This window comes from Paenibacillus sp. 37, from assembly GCF_008386395.1.
Lineage (GTDB): Bacteria > Bacillota > Bacilli > Paenibacillales > Paenibacillaceae > Paenibacillus > Paenibacillus amylolyticus_B.
Genome location: NZ_CP043761.1, coordinates 3,943,040 through 3,959,407 on the forward strand (window position 1 = coordinate 3,943,040; position 16,368 = coordinate 3,959,407).

Here is a 16,368-nt window from a genome sequence, read left to right on the forward strand (position 1 = left end):
CTATGATCTTCTAGAAAATATTTTAAAATGAGGTGTGCTGATTATGGCAATTGAAAAAGTAAAAGATTTTTTTAAACAATATGGTATGGATTCTCAAATTATCGAATTTGAAGTATCTAGTGCAACCGTGGATTTGGCTGCAACTGCATTAGGTTGTAAGCCAGAGAGAATCGCAAAAACACTTTCTTTTATAGTGAATGGACAAGCTGTTTTAGTAGTTGCTGCGGGGGATGCAAAAGTGGATAACAAAAAATTCAAAGAGTATTTCAAAACAAAAGCAAAAATGCTTTCTCCTGATGAAGCCATTGATATGGTTGGTCATGCCATTGGAGGTGTTTGTCCATTTGCTATCAAAAATGATGTTTCTGTTTATCTAGACATATCTCTAAAACGTTTCGATACAATGTATCCTGCTTGCGGGAGTAGTAATAGTGCTATTGAACTTACAATAAAACAATTAGAAAAATTCTCTAGTTATTCAGAGTGGATTGATGTATGTAAAGGATGGAATGATTGATTTATAGTAGTTCTACATGGGGTAGCGCCAACATTTTGACTGTTTTATACGCTAAGTATTAACGAACATTTGCTTAAAATAGGAAAAATTCGCTGTCTTTGCTCCCTAACGTCCTTAGCGTATATTTGGTTAAAATGTTGGCTGTACCCTCAATCAACTATGGAAAGCTTTCCAGAACGAACCTTCTGTATTAATGATATCCTTGATCTGAACAAACGGAATTGTAAACGTTGGAAACCCTGCTGCATAGGGTGCGATATCATATGGGTTGAAGTAGAGATGCAGAGCATCCGCTGTGACAAAAAACGGCTGATCCGCACTAATCCCCGTATAGGTGTCCGGAAATACATACGAGTATTGAGGATCATTTTTGATCTGATCCCCCACAATCTGGCTTAACACTTTTACGTAGTCACTATTCGGCTTAAATAAATCCTTCAGCTCATACAACTGACCATTCGTCAGATTAATAATCGCATAGATCATCGTAGGCATACCATGCGCCGCACCAGCCGGGTAGTTATAACCTGTGAGTTGCAGTTGCAGCAGTTGCTGCTGATAAAACGTAATATCAAAATCACCTGTATACGTATAATCCAGCTGCTGATCCGCAGGGATCGGTTTAACCTGGGAGAGTTGCTTCAACTTGGCATTCAGCGCAAGCTGCTCCGCTTGGTTCATTAATCCTTCCACATGCGGATAATATACGAGATAGTCCCTGTTCGGTTTGTACTTCTCTTCGCGGACACGGTACGGCGGATGAAGCGGAACGATTGTATTTTGCCGCCAGATGATCTGTCCGGCCCGATTCACATACGATAAGCGCTGGTCTACATAGGCCTTAATCAGATCTGGTGCCACGACCTCCAGCGTACCCGAACCTTCTACATGCGGATACCCAGCGGCAGGTCTTCCACTAAGATCCAGCAGATAGGTTTGTCTTCCATCCGATGCGGAAGCAAGGCCGTTTTTGTAATTACCTACTTCGCGATATAGGAACTCCGTAAGTCTTCTGCCATTGGTATCTGCAATCGCGTATACAGAGCCAATGTAAGGCTGTTCCGGATTAATTGCTTGCCCCAGCGCATAACGATGCTCGCCTAGTTCGCGGATGTCATTATAGGCGGGTTGAATGATAAACGATCCCTCCGTATTAATGACACCATAGTTCGATTTGTAATCCTCTGCTGTATTAACAATCGCTTGCCCGCCGCTAAAAGGAAATGCCGATGAAAACTTGGGCTGAATACGAATATTACCCCGTTCGTCGATGTACCCATATTTGCCCGAGGTTTCTTTTTGAAAAGCAAGCAGTCCATCCCCCAGTGGTCCCACATAGGCATATGGATACGTTGCGAGCCGATGTCCATTGCGATTAATGAGTGCATATTCATTGTCCTTAATCTGCACAACTGCTTTGCCATCTTGAAAATCGTTCGCCGAAGCGAACTGTGCAGGTATCACCTCATTGCCCGACGCATCCAAATAACCATACCGACTCACCGAACCATCTGCCTGACCAGGGTTTGAATCGTAAAATAACGCTCGACCGTCGTTCATATTCGAGATATACGGGTACGCCCGTTTGGTCAGGACTATACCTTGTTCATTAATCATCTTAAATCCTTGAGAATCAATTGTTATCGCCCGTTCTTCGGAAAAGGAATTGATGGAATCGTATACAGGTTGAACGACATACTGCCCCTGAAGATTAATAACACCGGCACGACTGTCCTTCACAACCACAGCCAACCCATTGGGCTGAAACGCTTGCGCGTCATTCAATACCGGCTCAAGCCGAATGTGGCCTTGTGCATCCATATACCCCCAACGCGTCCCACTCGTAGTTCGAACGGAGATTGGATATAACCACGTTGTTACCCGGGCATGGCTTATAGGTACCATCGCCTGCTTAATTTTCTTTTCGAGCTCTTGTAGTACCTCTCTGGAAGGATACGCTTCCGGGAAACTGAGTGCCTTCTGAACGGAAGCGAGTGCTGCCGGATACTGGCCGGCATGGTACTGAGCATCCGCAAGGTAATACCAGTAAAAGATATAATCAGGGTATTGCTGGGTTAGTTGCTCGTAATATTGCACCACTTTGGGATAATAGGTTGCATATACATCCGGTGCAGGAACCCATTTCCCATTCTGCCATCGGATAATCTCCACACGATAGGCTTCCCCTGTATCATGAATCCAGAGTGCAATCTCCACCTTGCCATCTCGACCATGTGGACCAGGAATATCTATAATCTCTGCATAGCTATAGTATAGATCGTCAGGCGCCAGATCTTTGAGCCCGGATTCCGTCCAGTCATATACGGCAAGCTTAGACCAAATAGAACCAATCCGCCAACCGATAATGAGATTATTCCTTGCCGTTGAAGTTACAGGGGCTCCAGTCATTAAAGTCACCCCGTACCCCAATCCCTTGATTAGTGCCATCTTGATCCAGTGTCCTTGAACAAATTTCAGAATGAGCAGGTACAGCTCACCATTCAACTGGTAGACTGCAGCAATCTCTGGCATACCATCACCGGTAAGATCTGCCGCGTAGATCGCTGGATGTTGAACAGGTTTATCAATAGTGACGACCGTTGCACCAGCCGGGATATGTTGATTCACAATTTGCGTTAACAGCGGTTCGCTCATGGACATCTCAGTTTCCTCCCTTATGACCGCATTCGCCTAATGGTATGCTTCATAAATCGGGATATGACATGTAATTCATTTTATATAAGTTGAACTAAAGAATACTCACACTTACCACTCTTATGACAGAACAAACTTCCGATCGCATTTACCCCCCCGATTCTTTGATTCACTTTTCATATTATCTATCTTGCAAAGTTACTTTCTCCCCATTGAGTAGCAGATAGCTCACATCATTCACCGGAATGGTCTTAGGGGATATCCACTTAATGAGATCCTGATCCAGCTGGAGGAAACCAGATTTGCCAGTCAACTTGGTACCATCCTTCAGGTGAACTTCAATACTCAGATTCTCCATGCGAATCTTGCTCCGAGCCTCACCTGTAAGTGTGACGCCAACTGCGGAAAGGGTTACATTTGCCTGTGAGGCTCCATTTGCATCAAGCTGAACGTTTCCTGTTTTACTCAAACCATTTTGACTCAAGTTAAAGGTCGTTTTCCAATTCCCTTGAACAACTTCACTAATACTCGTAAAGCTGCCTTGAAGTCTCAGCTTATCTAATTCGTCAACAGCAGACAGATCATACACAAACTCCTCATAATCTCCTCCATACCCGACCCCATCTTTCATATAATGTCCATAGCTAACGGAATATTCAGGTATATCGAGCTTTCGACCTTGCTCATCCGTGAAGTAGAAATATCCATGATTATACTCGCCAATCTCATTATCCGGATTAATCTGAATGTGTAACTTGCCATCCACAAAACCCATATTGGAAATATGCATCCAATCAATACCGGAAACGGGGACATTCGTTACATCTTGATGCAGTACCGGAATTGGATCATTTTCCATATGAATATCGGTTTTACCTCCCAAGCCACTTATACGATCTTGATCCACGATATCGTAGTTATTGTTTTGCTTTTCTTGGAACAACTTCTCCCAGTCCACTTGTACGTTGTAACCATCTCGAAGAGATGTACCTGACATTAGCGTATTAATCTGAACGGTAATCCGATTTTTGCTGACTTTTCCTTGAATGAGGAATCGAACAATAGCCGTTTTATTAGCTTCATCATAATGAATAATTTGAGCGTTGTTTGCATTACCTCCGGTGACCCTGTAATCATATACATCCAGCGTCTCGTCAATACGTTGACCCGTCAGATCTGACAAAGAAACATAGATTTCCGTTGTATCTCCGTCCCTGACAGCACCTATAACCTCCATTCGAATCCCTTGATCTTCACTCACCTGATGAACAGACTGAAGAATGCCAATCCGATCTGCACCTAGAAAATGAAGAATAGAAGGCAGGTCAATGATGCCCATGGATGCAGCTGCCCCTGTAACAAGACATAACGATAACGCAGCGGTTACAGGAATATAGATGGCTTTGCGATACCTTTTTCTTTTATTCATGGACTTCTTGGTCTGTGCGGATGGAGCGGATGGATATAATACAGGTGGATAAAATGATGAATCTGATCTCGTAATGGTCGGTGGTTCATTCAGCGCCAATTTATCATAGAACAACTTTTTAATATTAAAGAGGTTCTGCTCAGTGAATTCTTTGTCGGATTTTCGCATTTGATCGCCTCCTTTATTTCCTGTTCATCCACCATGTCCTCAATCGTTGCCTGGAGCGATAAAGCTTGTTATGGACTTGCCTAACGTGTAGGGACAACGCTTCCGATATCTCATGGGGTCTCTGTCCTTCGTAAAACCGACGTTTCATAATCTCCCGTTCCGGTTCTGGAAAAGAGTCAATCATTTGATTAAGTTCCGTATACGTCTCTTTACTAATCATCTGAACCAACAAATCATCCGTTTGCACCGAATGAATCTCCTCTTCATATGTAAGTTCAAATCTTCGATTAAGTTTCCGGTAGCGATCAATCGCTTTATGTTTTGTGATTGTTGCAAGGTAATTTTTCAAGCTACTTCGCCCAGATTGGAATGCATCCGGATTCTGCCAAAAAGCAAAAAATGTATCTGCTACGCATTCTTCAATCTCTTCTGCCGATGCACGATGTAGGATGGAATAAGCAATCTTCCATAACAAACCTGCGTAGTGGTTCATCACCCATTCCATGGCTTCAGGATCACGATTCACTACGGCCTTCCGTATCTGTTCTTCTTCCACGATTATGTATCCCTCCCTTCCATGCTCATATCACGAATGCTCGTGTTGATCCGTGCTTCCTACCTATATTCGTTTGGCAAATGACTTTTACTTACTCCACGATAAAAAAAGATTTGCAGTGACCTAGAGGTCTTCTGCAAATCTTCTATATTCTATACTATATCTTATTTATTACATCATATCGCTTCATGTGCCTTCGCTTGGAATACTAACCAATATTACGCCTCTTCTTGCACACTGAGCTGTACATATTGGGTGAGACGACAATACTGAAATAACAGCAACTCTTCATTACCTTGTCCAAGAGCCACGCTACGCCCTTCCTTGATGAGGTGATTCAACAACTCATACAGGAAACTCATCTGCAACCGCGAGGATTCCGCTGCGAGCTGCTCAAGCACCTCAATATCCCGGATCGTAAACTGGGATAACCCGCGCAGCAGCAACTCTTCTGACCAGCCGTTAATTCTCTGCATGAACTGATTATATTCTTCCAAGTCTGCCCATCCTCCCATTACCGATATCCAGTTTCAGACTGAGCACCGTTTGACCCTTCAGGAAACTGATTGGGCTAATCCGTTTGGGTTCCACACGCACAAAGGCATAGAAGTATTCAAGCGATTGGGAACCATATCCTGACTCCAGTCTTTGGATCATCGCCTGCCAGTCCGATGAATACGGGAGAGTGAGTGCCAGTCTTTCCCCTTCGGTATTCTCAACTGTCAGGACAAGCTCCTGCGTTTGTTTGACAAAGTTATGGTCCACAATTCGAGCAACTTTGATCACAGCCAATCGTTCTTTGGGAGCAGCAAACAAGTCGAACGATCGCGATTCCTCTTGAAGTACAGAGTTTACATCTTGCATGGTTTTGCCCAGATTCAACGTTTCCACACCCGTTCGTGGCAAAATCGCAAGTTTGGCACCTTCCCCGGAAGAGATCCGGCGTTCTTCATTCACTTTAACGGAATGGAATTGAACTTCTTCGCCCACGAACTGGCGAAAGGTCAGATTAGGCAGCCATGGTGTGAATGCACCATAATGCTCTGTATATGAGAACTCCTGATCATCATAATATACAGCACGTACATCGCTATAGGTGTAGATTTCCTCATCATCGAAGCAATAGAAGTAATAGGTGATTCCACGGAAACCGGATCGTGTCTCCCACGCATCAGCTCCCAGTCCATACAGGTGAAGTGAAGGAACCGTAAAGTATTTACTTCGAAAACTGCCAATGAGCTGACTCTGCTGAATGACAGACACCTTTTCTTCTTCAAGAACCCGGAGTGCAAGATACAGCTTACTTATCCGATCCAACATGGATTGCATGGAGAAACGTATATGTCTGTTAAAAAATAACTGTAGTTCCCCTTGAATCCCTCGCAAATTGCGTTCTATGTCAGGCAGGTTGCCACTATGAGCTGCAATTGCCAAAGTCTCCAGTTGTGCCATGTAGGACTGAGGAAGGCGGGCCAGTCCCGTCTTCAACAATCCTGCGAGCATCATGCGACATTCCTGCACCGTCTGCAGAGAGAACTTGGCTTCGTACACCCTTCCACTTAATGCATCCGTATCATCCAGCCCTTTTAGTGAACGATATCGTAGCAAAGCTTCAAGCTTGGCCATTTTCCCGGCTGTCTGCGGCAACTTGCAAAGAGCTTTCGCAAGACTGGCTTCCTCGGTAAAAGACACCTCCATATCCTGACTTGTCAGCTGTACCGTAAGAAGTGAATCTACGATGATCTTCACCTCTTCAGGGTACCTTAGGCGGAATACAACTTCCTCCAACATGGAAGCGCTATATGGTTTAATTAACACGCTAAGGTCAGACTCCGTCATCCAGTGAAAGCGAGACTCCATTTCAAGAGATGGCGAATGCGAAACTACGTTTGAATCATCCCTATTTGATGCGGAGTTTGATACTGATTCTGTTACTGATACGTCTTTTGATGCGTCCAACGAATCGTTATCCGAAATCCCTGAGTCTTTATCCAGCACATGGTTTTCATCTGCACTCATCGAATCCTCTAACGAAAGTTCCCGTTGATCATATAGAATTGCAATCAGCACATGCTTGCAGATATGCTCTGACGGACAGGAACAATTCCAATGATCCAGCGTATTTTCAAGCGTACATTGTGTCCCGTCACTGAGCTGACAACTCACAGATGATTCATTCCATTTGTACGTTACACTTACACCATTGTCCAACTCTTTCAAAGACCTTTTGTACAACCCTTTGTTGGCATACCGAATCAGATAATCCTCTGTACACAGCTTCGAAAAACTTCGGAATTTCTCTTTGAATCCACTCACGTCATCAACGCCCCGTTGCTCTCAATATATCGTAGATCGTTTCACTGAATACTCGACCTGGAACGTTGCCCAGAGCAATCGGTTTGTTGTCCCCATAGTAATAATATTGCTTGTTATTCGGTTTGAAGAAATGAAGGGATTCCAGGGTAATGTCATCCAATCCCTCGTAATACGTGATGCTCGTACCGCTGAATTGTAATTCTGCAACAAGATCTCCGTACTCTTTATAAAATTCATGATACCAGCCGCCGTCCTGTGCCGGCCCTTTGATCCAGCCATATTTCTCCAGTGCTTTGGGGAAAGCCGTTGGTGAGAAATCAGACTCAGGCAGATGATCGTATTCATTCTTCGTTTTATCCTCATCTTCCGGCTGGTGAATCTCACGATTCAGTTGCTCAAATGGCTGCTTGATCTCATAATCCTCCAACTGCGTTGTCCAACCTTCAAGCGTTACCTGATCCAGTTCCAACGGATGTATAAGTCCCACCTGCGCACCCGAAGGCAGATCAACCTCGTCTTCATCCACGGAATTGAATGTGCCGTCCTCCATATAACGGAAGGTGCTGATCAGTGCGCCATCCTCATACGTTCCCCAGATCAGACCAACAGCAAATTTTTGCATAATGACATTTTGTACAAACAAGGCTTTCCACTCATCGGCAGACCACAGACGTTGTTTGGATAATGATTCTTCCAGACGCTGCGCCTGAATGTTAACCATGGATTTGAGATCTTTTTTCAGCTGTGTGAAACGTGCCTTGGACTGTGCTGCCAGATCAGCATCATCTTTCTGTGCAGGAGCAGGCAGACTCTTCACGGATTTGCCCGTTTCTTCATTGAGAACAACCACTTGCAAGTCTCCATTGACCTTAACCAGGAAGGAGCGCTCTCCGTAACTCAGCTGCATGGTTCCTTTTTCATCAAAACCCAGTGTAGTGACAAGTCGATCTTCCAGTTGTTCCGAGGTAAGTCCCATATTATCGGCTGCAAGCTGCAATGCTTCTTCTGCTGCACCTTTCACCTGACGGTTCTTCACGCCACGTTTGATTTTGTCAATCGCCATAAGAGCGGATGGATCTTTCAGATAAGCAAGCACTTTCACAGCATCTGCTGCAATCGCCCCACGACTGTTTTCTGTCCATTCCTTAATTTGCGGAGTCAGAATATTTACAATCTGAATATCGCCAAAAAGTGCTGAAACATACATCACCCACTTTTCTTTCGCGGGGGCACCTTCCTGAATCCAGACCTGAAGCAATTCACTTGCAAAACGAACGAGTGATGCCTCACTTACGTAGTCCCGTAATTCATTTAATCTTTCATTGGGTCCTGACGTGTGATCCAGCGATTGCACCATAACATATAGCTTAATTCGGTCATCTAACGGCTGATTGTCCTCTGTTCGCATCAGGGAAGGGAGATCTTTCAGGGACAACCAACTTAGTCTGGACAGCTTTTTGTTATCTGCCTGATCAGCAAGCGCAGCATGAGCATACTCCGGGCTCAGATCTGCGGTATTGAGCAGAATTTGAATCAAGTTCTTCCAGTCCGCTGCCTTCTCTTTCTTCAAAAGCTCACCGTACAGCTCCTTGCTATTTTCCAGACTGCGGATTGCGGTCAGAGCCATCTCTTTGATTCCCGCTTTTTTCTCCGAGAGGTATACGAGCGTATACAAGTCCTGATCAGGAATCCGGTTGAATTCGGCTAAAGCCACGCCGCTCGCCTTCTTGGACGAATCCTGTAGTCCAGCACGAATCGCTTCGGCCAATATTTTCTTCGATAACTCATCACGCTGTTCAAAGGTAATCTCCAGAATTAGAATGCGCGTATCCGTTGGCAGTTTCTTGTACTGTGTCAGTGCATAGTCCAGATTCTGCTGAATGATTCGGCGGTATTCGTCATGTGGCATGGATTTGTATCTATAGTCGGTCATACCATTAAGTGAGATCAGGCTGGTTAGCAATTTCTCACGTTTCACTTCAGGATCTTGCCCATAACGTTGAAGAAGCTGCTCTCCACTAAACGCGTATGAATTGTACATGTCTGAGACGATATCCAGCGTCCAATCAGGATGAGTGGTCAGGATTGCGAACCTGCGCATCGCCTCTGAGTCCAAGGGCAGAAAACTAATACTAATGAGGTTGTGAACACGCTTCTTATCCCGATTCAGTTGATTAAACAACCCGCGACTATTCGGGTCCTCCCAATATTCTTCAAGGGTGTTTTCCCCACTTAAATATCTTGCAATCGCAATTCCTTGACGTCCCCCGTCCAAAGGATGCCGCAGAGCGTTGAATACCGCTTGCTCCACTGACTCCTCCGCATTAGGCAATGCCAATCCTTGATCCTCCATGAATTTCTGAATGCAAAGTTTGAGGAATGGCGGTTTGATCATCTCGTATGCTCGAATCGCTTGTTCAGGACGATTTGCGATCGCGGATTGTAGCATGTTCCAGGATACCGTGTACGAATTAAGCTCGTCCCGCAACATTTCAACTAACTGATAAGGCTCATCCAGAGGCACAAGTCCAGCAAGCAGATCATTTGGACTCTTTGCTCTCGGGTCCATACTTAGCAGGTAACTGCGAACTTCAAGTGGATAAATCTCATGTAACTGATGCAGGGTGTGAAGCAAAACATGCCCAATCTCACTATTTGCATCAAGAAAACGTTGTTTACCTCCACTAATGTTAATCAGGTACAACAAGGCACTGCTCACCAGTACCATCGTTTGATGGAATACAGCGTGTGAACATTGCTCTTTTGGAGAGAAAGACGTATTGGGATATAGCTCCGCTATGAGCTGATTACGCTTTTGCTTGAGGAATTCATCCTTCAATTCTTGGGAAGATCCGTTATGCTTCCCTTGAATATTACTGACCACTACAGGTTCAATCAACGTATGTAGCTCTTCCCGCAACTTATCTGGATCATTAGCCATCACATGTTGAAACAACGCTGGCAACGATTGAGCAGAAGATTCAACCTCTGCATGAGAAGGGGTATTACTTAGCTTCGAATATAGCTGCAGGAGCATTAATGCATTAATGACATCCCGATAATTCCCCTGACTGTCCGCTTTTTTGGAATCAAAAAGCCACTGGGCACGTTTTAATTTACTCTTCAATTCAGCCAGAATTTCGTTCTCGCCCGCAAACTGTTTGATCTTCTCCAACCGGGCCAACAACCCGCCCATGCGATCAGAACTTTTGCTCTTCCCGCTTAAGCCGTAGGCTTCTGAATCATTTCCCATACAGATGGTAAAGGCATCCGTTCTCCATGTATTTCGTTTGGAATAAGTCGATTCCAGATATATCACAATAGCCCCGGCACGGTAAAAGATGTCGCCGTCCTCTTTTTTGGCGAGCTTCATGAGCAGATCAATCGTCTGATACACATAATGACTCGAATTTCCCAACATATCCGGGAACTTGTCTGATGTTCCCAAGACATAATCAATAATTTCGGAGCTTCGATCTGTTTTTAATGAATACTCGTTTGAACAAGTTACTGCGAATTTCTCCACCAATGTTTCTACTGCACGGTCTGTGGTAAGCATTACACATTCCTCCTCAAATTTAAGTGATGATCTCGCCAATCCAATCCGCAAGCTCGTTTGGGGTAATTGCGGCTACATGTGCGCCCATATTGGTCAACGTCTGTGCTGCATGTTGGTTATAGACTGAATCCCCGTTAAAATCGAGTGCGGTGAGAACCAGCAATTTGCATCCTGCATCGATGATATCTTTACACGCTTTGTACATCTGCGCGATTGGATAGCCTTCCTCCAGATCGCTGACAAGAATAAAGATCGTTTTGCCTGGATTATCGATTAACGTCTCTCCGTAACGCAACGCTTTGGTAATATGTGTCCCCCCGCCGAGCTGTACATTCATGAGCACGTCTACCGGGTCCTCCAGCCTGTCGCTCAGGTCAACCACCTGTGTATCAAAAATGAATAATTTCGTGCGCAGCGCATTCAAGCGATAAAAGATGCTGGCCATCACCGAACTGTAGATGACTGAATCGAGCATACTGCCGCTTTCGTCCACACCAATAATAATGTTCCACTTGTTATGCGGCTGTATATTCCCGTCGAAATAGAGACGATCAATCACAAATCTGCGCTTATTTTTATCATAATTTTTCAAATTTTTGGTGATGGTTCGTTTGAAATTCAGATTGCGCAAGGAACGTACCGAACTGGAGGTATAACGACTGCGCTTGCCCATGATACTGGCTCGAGTCTGAGATTCCAGCTTGCTGCGGAGTTCTTCAACCACGGTTCGAACGATATCCTTGGCGCTCTTTAACACCTCACCTTTCATCCGTCCTTTGAACTGCATAATGTTCTTGAGCAGATTCATGTTGGGTTCAAGGGATTCAAGCAACTTTTTGTCCGTTAACAATTCTGTCAGCCCATAACGATCAAGCGCCTGTTTCTCCAATATTTCGACCGTTGGTTTGGGGAATAGATCCCTGACCTTGTGCAGCCATTTCGGTACAGTCAGGTTAGACGCACCGCGTCCTCCCTCTTTTCGATAACCTTGTTCTTCACCGTATTCACGGTTATAGAGATACCCCAGAATCTCATCGATTTCCGTATATTGAAATTCAGCCGAAGTATATTGGTCTGTATTACACAACCCTTCTTCAGCGGATTCACCGAGAATCAGACGCCATCGATTTAAGGTTTCAGCAGAATGTTGATCCCCTCGGTTGCTTCCATCCGGATTGGAACTTTCATTGATTTCTCTGGTTTCGTCCGTGCTCCGATTCGCTTCATTCATATTAGCTTCCATGCGGTAAACTCCTTTCGAAGCGCTTCATCCCACGTCTTGGACTGAATCAGCATCTGTTCATCGACTGCTGCCCTCAACATTTCCTCTGGCTCAACCTGATGCAGACTCGCCACCCGTTCAGCAATCAAGCCTGTCTCCATTGGTGTAAAGTAGGTGAATGCCAACCGCAATTCCGGTACCATACTGATGAAGTCGTCGTATGAGAGCTGTTCAATCAGATAATTCAACTCAGACAAGAGCTGATCCTCATATAAAAAAGCATCACGTGCTACAGTGAATACTCCCTGTAAAAAAAGTGCCGTTTGACGGGTCTGATCCGGTGTACCATGGATATAACCGCGAGCACGATCAACAATCTCATCTCTGGTCCTGTCGCCGAGCCCTGAGGAAATAGCCACACACACACCCTCCAGCTGAGCCGGAAGCTGGTGATCCGACAGAAGCTCATTTAGATGTATTCGGAATGTCTCATCCTGAAAATGCGCCTCTGATGACTCCGCGAGCATGGCTAGTAACTTCAATCCCTGAATAATGGCTTCATGCTCATCCGGGTTGGCTCTGGAGAGCTGTAACAGCTTGTCTACGGCATTCCTGTAAGCCTCAGATACCAGCTCAGGGAGTTGTTGCTCGTCAGATAATCCCAGTAGCCTGCGGTGCTGATGAATTCGGTTCAAGACATGCAGACTGTTACATAAGGAAAGGAAGTTCCCATCGGTTCTCAGCGCCGAGCGCACCTGTTCATAAAGCTTCATCGCTGTGTCCTGAAGTCCCATGAGCAACGCTTGAAGCATGAGTCGGGCAAGTTCACCGCTATGATGATCCGGTATGTCTTGCATCTGTTCTTCCATTTTGCGTGTGGCTGCTCCAGCAAGTGTTCCGCCATAAAGAGAGTTTTCTATCAATCTGGCTTCAATACGGGATGAGTACATATAAACCCAGGTTTCGCGCACGAGATTCATGTCCCGTTCTGCGATCCAGTCCGGCCCCGATTGCCGTTTCGCAAATTCCGGAACCAGATAGGTAATGCATTGAATCAATTGGCTTATCTGACGGTGCTCCGGTTTCGCATATAGATCCAGCACTTTCTTGTGTTGTCCTGTTGTGCGGATCTGCAGTTTGTGTCCTGTACAACGGACTTTGAAGTCCTCCACGATGGGAATACTGAATGAATTGGGAGCTACGCTTCCAATGACGTCTCCTGTCAATAACTGCTGAAGCTCTTGCAGCGGTTTATCGGTCGCTAGGGTAAGTTCCCCCTTCACAAAGGAAGAGAGTGCTGCATCCATCAACTCATAGACGCCGCCTTCCCTTTTTCCTCGAAGCCCGGCAAGACCCTGAATCATGCTGTATGCCTCAATTGCATCACTGGTTGATACATGTTCGTGACCGTCCCGTAATTTGCGCATCAGCCGAGATAACAAGTCCAGAGCCGTTAGATTGTACGGTGTACTCTTCTTGCGAAGCAGCTGGTTCCAGATCTGATCGTAATAATTCACATATGGCATGCCGCTTGCATATCCATTAAGCCGATCCACTTCAGCAAAAGTATAGACCATCGGATACATCTGTTGGTGAACCGCACTTTGTTGAGACGTACCTGGTTTACCTTGCCCATCCGAACGTTGGTCTGCATGCTGTTTATCCATCTCTGGCTTTTCCAATTCTGTTTCATGTTCCTCTGACATCAACAGTCCATACGTATGAAATCCACCGGTAATGACAAGCACACGATCATGCTCTTGCACCGCTTGATTAATACGTTGTTTCATATGTGCTTCTCTTATCAGATCACCTGAAGACTGTAATCGTTCCGTGGCATAACACATTCGGGATAAAGTACAATATGTGAATACATCCTGCACGAATGCCTCAGTAGACTTCTCCAGGCCACCAATCTCAAACACCTTTTCCCACAATTCATCAAAACTGCGACAGTTTGTTTTTTGACACAACCGGTTAATGAAATCAGACCCCGCAAGCAAGGTTTCGTCCTGGATGGAGATCTCCTTTTGTTCTGTCTGCCCGGATTTGGATGCACGAGTGGAGAAGTGTTGATAGTCCAGATCAATAAACTTCGCCGGAATGTCCAGCCGTTTTGCTTCTTTCAAAGCTACATATTCAGGCGAATAACGAAGCATCGGATAATAACAGGCTTCTCTCTGCAACTCACTCTCATAGGTGTAGTACAGACTGACAGGAGGCAAGGTTGCCTCATCACTCAGAACCGAAATTAATGGATTACCGCTCTCTGGTCCTTCGATTAGAATGATATCCGGCTTGTACTCTTCGATTAATCGTAATAAGTGATATGAACATGCAGGGCTATGGTGTCGTATTGGGTAATAGACCGTATGATTACTCAGGTTATAGACATGGGACTTGAACAAGGATTGTAACTGATCAACATCAGGGTCCAGAACTGCTGTTAACCGATCCATTTTCTCTCCTCATAATAGTCCTTCCACATTCTCTCTTCCCTGGAACGCTCTTTAACAACCTTGGAGAAGTAGGTTTTGAGAATGGACAGATCCTTGTCGTTTTCCTTCGCAATGGTCCCGAGCATGTTCTGCACTAACCGATCCAGCGCAATAGCCTTATCTTCGTAGTAATAGGAAGTCATCGCACTCTGGACATAGACAGACACCGCTTCCGCCGTACTCATGGAGGCTTGAGGTGTATCAAGCTTATAACCTTCCCGTGTCATACCGGTGCGCAGTTCCATAAATGTTGTAGCCAGCAATTCAACCACATCCGGGTTAATTTCAATATCAATTCCACTATGTAATAACAGGCTTCGTGCCTGGGATTCAATAATTTTGGCTTCCATTTTCACGTTATGAATGGGCTTGATCGTTTCGAAATTGAACCGCCGTTTCAAGGCACCACTCATCTCGTTTACACCTTTATCCCGAATATTGGCTGTAGCAATAACGTTAAATCCCGGCTGGGCAAACAGTACACCGCCATCCAGTTCAGGAATGCTCATGACCTTGTCACTGAGAATACTAATCAGACTATCCTGCGCTTCGGCGGGACAACGTGTAATCTCTTCAAAACGGGTAAGAATGCCTTTCTTCATTCCGTTATATAACGGTGATGGCACAAGTGCCGCTTCCGAAGGGCCTTTATCAAGCAACATGGCGTAATTCCAGGAATACTTGATCATATCTTCCGTCGTGCCTGCCGTACCCTGAATCGTATTCAGGCTGGTTCCGGAGATTGCTGCGGTCAGCAGTTCGCTAAGCATGGTCTTGGCTGTCCCGGGTTCTCCCACGAGCATTAATCCTCGATTGCCTGCCAGAGTAACCACTGCACGTTCAATTAACACGTCATTGCCATAGAATTTGCGGGTAATCGGGATCTCTTCTCCATTCAATAATGCAGGCTTATCCCTGCCTATAATAAAATCGCGCACATAGGCGGGAGATAACAGCCAGTTCGGGGGGCGTTTCCCCTGATCTTCCTCTCGCAGCGCGCGTAATTCAACCTCGTATAATGTCTCGGCGGGTGGCTTAAGCATCTCCATCGTCAAGGTGTCTCCTCTCACTTAAACAGATCGTATGTTCTTATTCCTATTATTTTATCACAGCCCTCGAACAACTACCCCGTAAAACGATAAAAATGGTTGAAACGTCCTTCTTATCAGCACTCTCCCTATGTCCATGGACATAGCCTCTAGCGCAAATATGCAGGTGAAATATCCTTACAACCGTGCCAACACACTGGTTTCGGATCTTAATCAGCATGCTTATTACCCATGTAAACGCATTGTAGGCCATATGACCTCAGGATTCATTACACTTTCGATCATGTGTTTCAACCAAATGAAGCTGAATATCACAAAGAAAACACAGGCCATTAGCAGCCTGTGTCTTCTATATGTTCAAATTTCACCCAACATCTATAAATTTTAATCGAAACTAAT

The 16,368-nt window shown here is 45.1% G+C and carries 10 protein-coding genes; 1 reads left to right on the top strand and 9 read right to left on the bottom strand.

Translation table 11 applies throughout. The annotated features are described in order from the left end of the window. Positions 1-43 precede the first annotated feature (43 nt). Positions 44-517: a YbaK/EbsC family protein gene (locus F0220_RS16835; RefSeq protein ID WP_105599018.1), complete on the top strand. Its 474-nt coding sequence runs from the start codon at positions 44-46 to the stop codon at positions 515-517. Between the two features lie 153 nt (positions 518-670). On the opposite strand, the gene F0220_RS16840 is transcribed toward F0220_RS16835, so the two are convergent. From F0220_RS16840 to F0220_RS16880, 9 genes are all read right to left on the bottom strand, one after another. Further along, positions 671-3,178 (bottom strand): WG repeat-containing protein, encoded by a 2,508-nt coding sequence (locus tag F0220_RS16840; RefSeq protein WP_105599019.1) that lies wholly within the window; start codon positions 3,176-3,178, stop codon positions 671-673. 175 nt (positions 3,179-3,353) lie between these two features. Continuing rightward, positions 3,354-4,769: a DUF4179 domain-containing protein gene (locus tag F0220_RS16845; protein ID WP_105599020.1), complete on the bottom strand. Its 1,416-nt coding sequence runs from the start codon at positions 4,767-4,769 to the stop codon at positions 3,354-3,356. 13 nt (positions 4,770-4,782) lie between these two features. Beyond that, a complete protein-coding gene (locus F0220_RS16850) occupies positions 4,783-5,325 on the bottom strand; it encodes a sigma-70 family RNA polymerase sigma factor (protein WP_105599021.1) in 543 nt (180 codons plus the stop codon). A 218-nt stretch (positions 5,326-5,543) separates the two neighbouring features. Continuing rightward, positions 5,544-5,822, bottom strand: coding sequence for a hypothetical protein (locus tag F0220_RS16855; protein ID WP_091019417.1), 279 nt, complete (start codon positions 5,820-5,822; stop codon positions 5,544-5,546). Beyond that, positions 5,809-7,641, bottom strand: coding sequence for a hypothetical protein (locus tag F0220_RS16860; RefSeq protein WP_105599022.1), 1,833 nt, complete (start codon positions 7,639-7,641; stop codon positions 5,809-5,811). The genes F0220_RS16855 and F0220_RS16860 overlap by 14 nt, the downstream gene beginning before the upstream one ends. 4 nt (positions 7,642-7,645) lie before the next feature. Next, the gene (locus tag F0220_RS16865; protein ID WP_105599023.1) at positions 7,646-11,200 is read right to left on the bottom strand and encodes a DUF4132 domain-containing protein; all 3,555 of its coding nucleotides are present in this window, start codon (positions 11,198-11,200) and stop codon (positions 7,646-7,648) included. Between the two features lie 19 nt (positions 11,201-11,219). Beyond that, on the bottom strand, positions 11,220-12,443 hold the full coding sequence (locus F0220_RS16870; RefSeq protein WP_223199717.1) for a VWA domain-containing protein: 1,224 nt from the start codon (positions 12,441-12,443) through the stop codon (positions 11,220-11,222). Further along, positions 12,428-14,881: a DUF5682 family protein gene (locus F0220_RS16875; protein WP_105599024.1), complete on the bottom strand. Its 2,454-nt coding sequence runs from the start codon at positions 14,879-14,881 to the stop codon at positions 12,428-12,430. The genes F0220_RS16870 and F0220_RS16875 overlap by 16 nt, the downstream gene beginning before the upstream one ends. Beyond that, positions 14,869-15,969 carry an ATP-binding protein gene (locus tag F0220_RS16880; RefSeq protein WP_105599025.1) on the bottom strand — a complete coding sequence of 367 codons (1,101 nt, stop codon included), beginning with the start codon at positions 15,967-15,969 and terminating at the stop codon, positions 14,869-14,871. The genes F0220_RS16875 and F0220_RS16880 overlap by 13 nt, the downstream gene beginning before the upstream one ends. Positions 15,970-16,368 lie beyond the last annotated feature (399 nt).

Coding starts and splice junctions, on each gene's coding strand:
- F0220_RS16875 (WP_105599024.1), bottom strand. CDS start 14,881: ATGGATCGGTTAACAGCAGTTCTGGACCCTGATGTTGATCAGTTACAA.
- F0220_RS16845 (WP_105599020.1), bottom strand. CDS start 4,769: ATGCGAAAATCCGACAAAGAATTCACTGAGCAGAACCTCTTTAATATT.
- F0220_RS16835 (WP_105599018.1), top strand. CDS start 44: ATGGCAATTGAAAAAGTAAAAGATTTTTTTAAACAATATGGTATGGAT.
- F0220_RS16840 (WP_105599019.1), bottom strand. CDS start 3,178: ATGTCCATGAGCGAACCGCTGTTAACGCAAATTGTGAATCAACATATC.
- F0220_RS16865 (WP_105599023.1), bottom strand. CDS start 11,200: ATGCTTACCACAGACCGTGCAGTAGAAACATTGGTGGAGAAATTCGCA.
- F0220_RS16880 (WP_105599025.1), bottom strand. CDS start 15,969: ATGGAGATGCTTAAGCCACCCGCCGAGACATTATACGAGGTTGAATTA.
- F0220_RS16870 (WP_223199717.1), bottom strand. CDS start 12,443: ATGGAAGCTAATATGAATGAAGCGAATCGGAGCACGGACGAAACCAGA.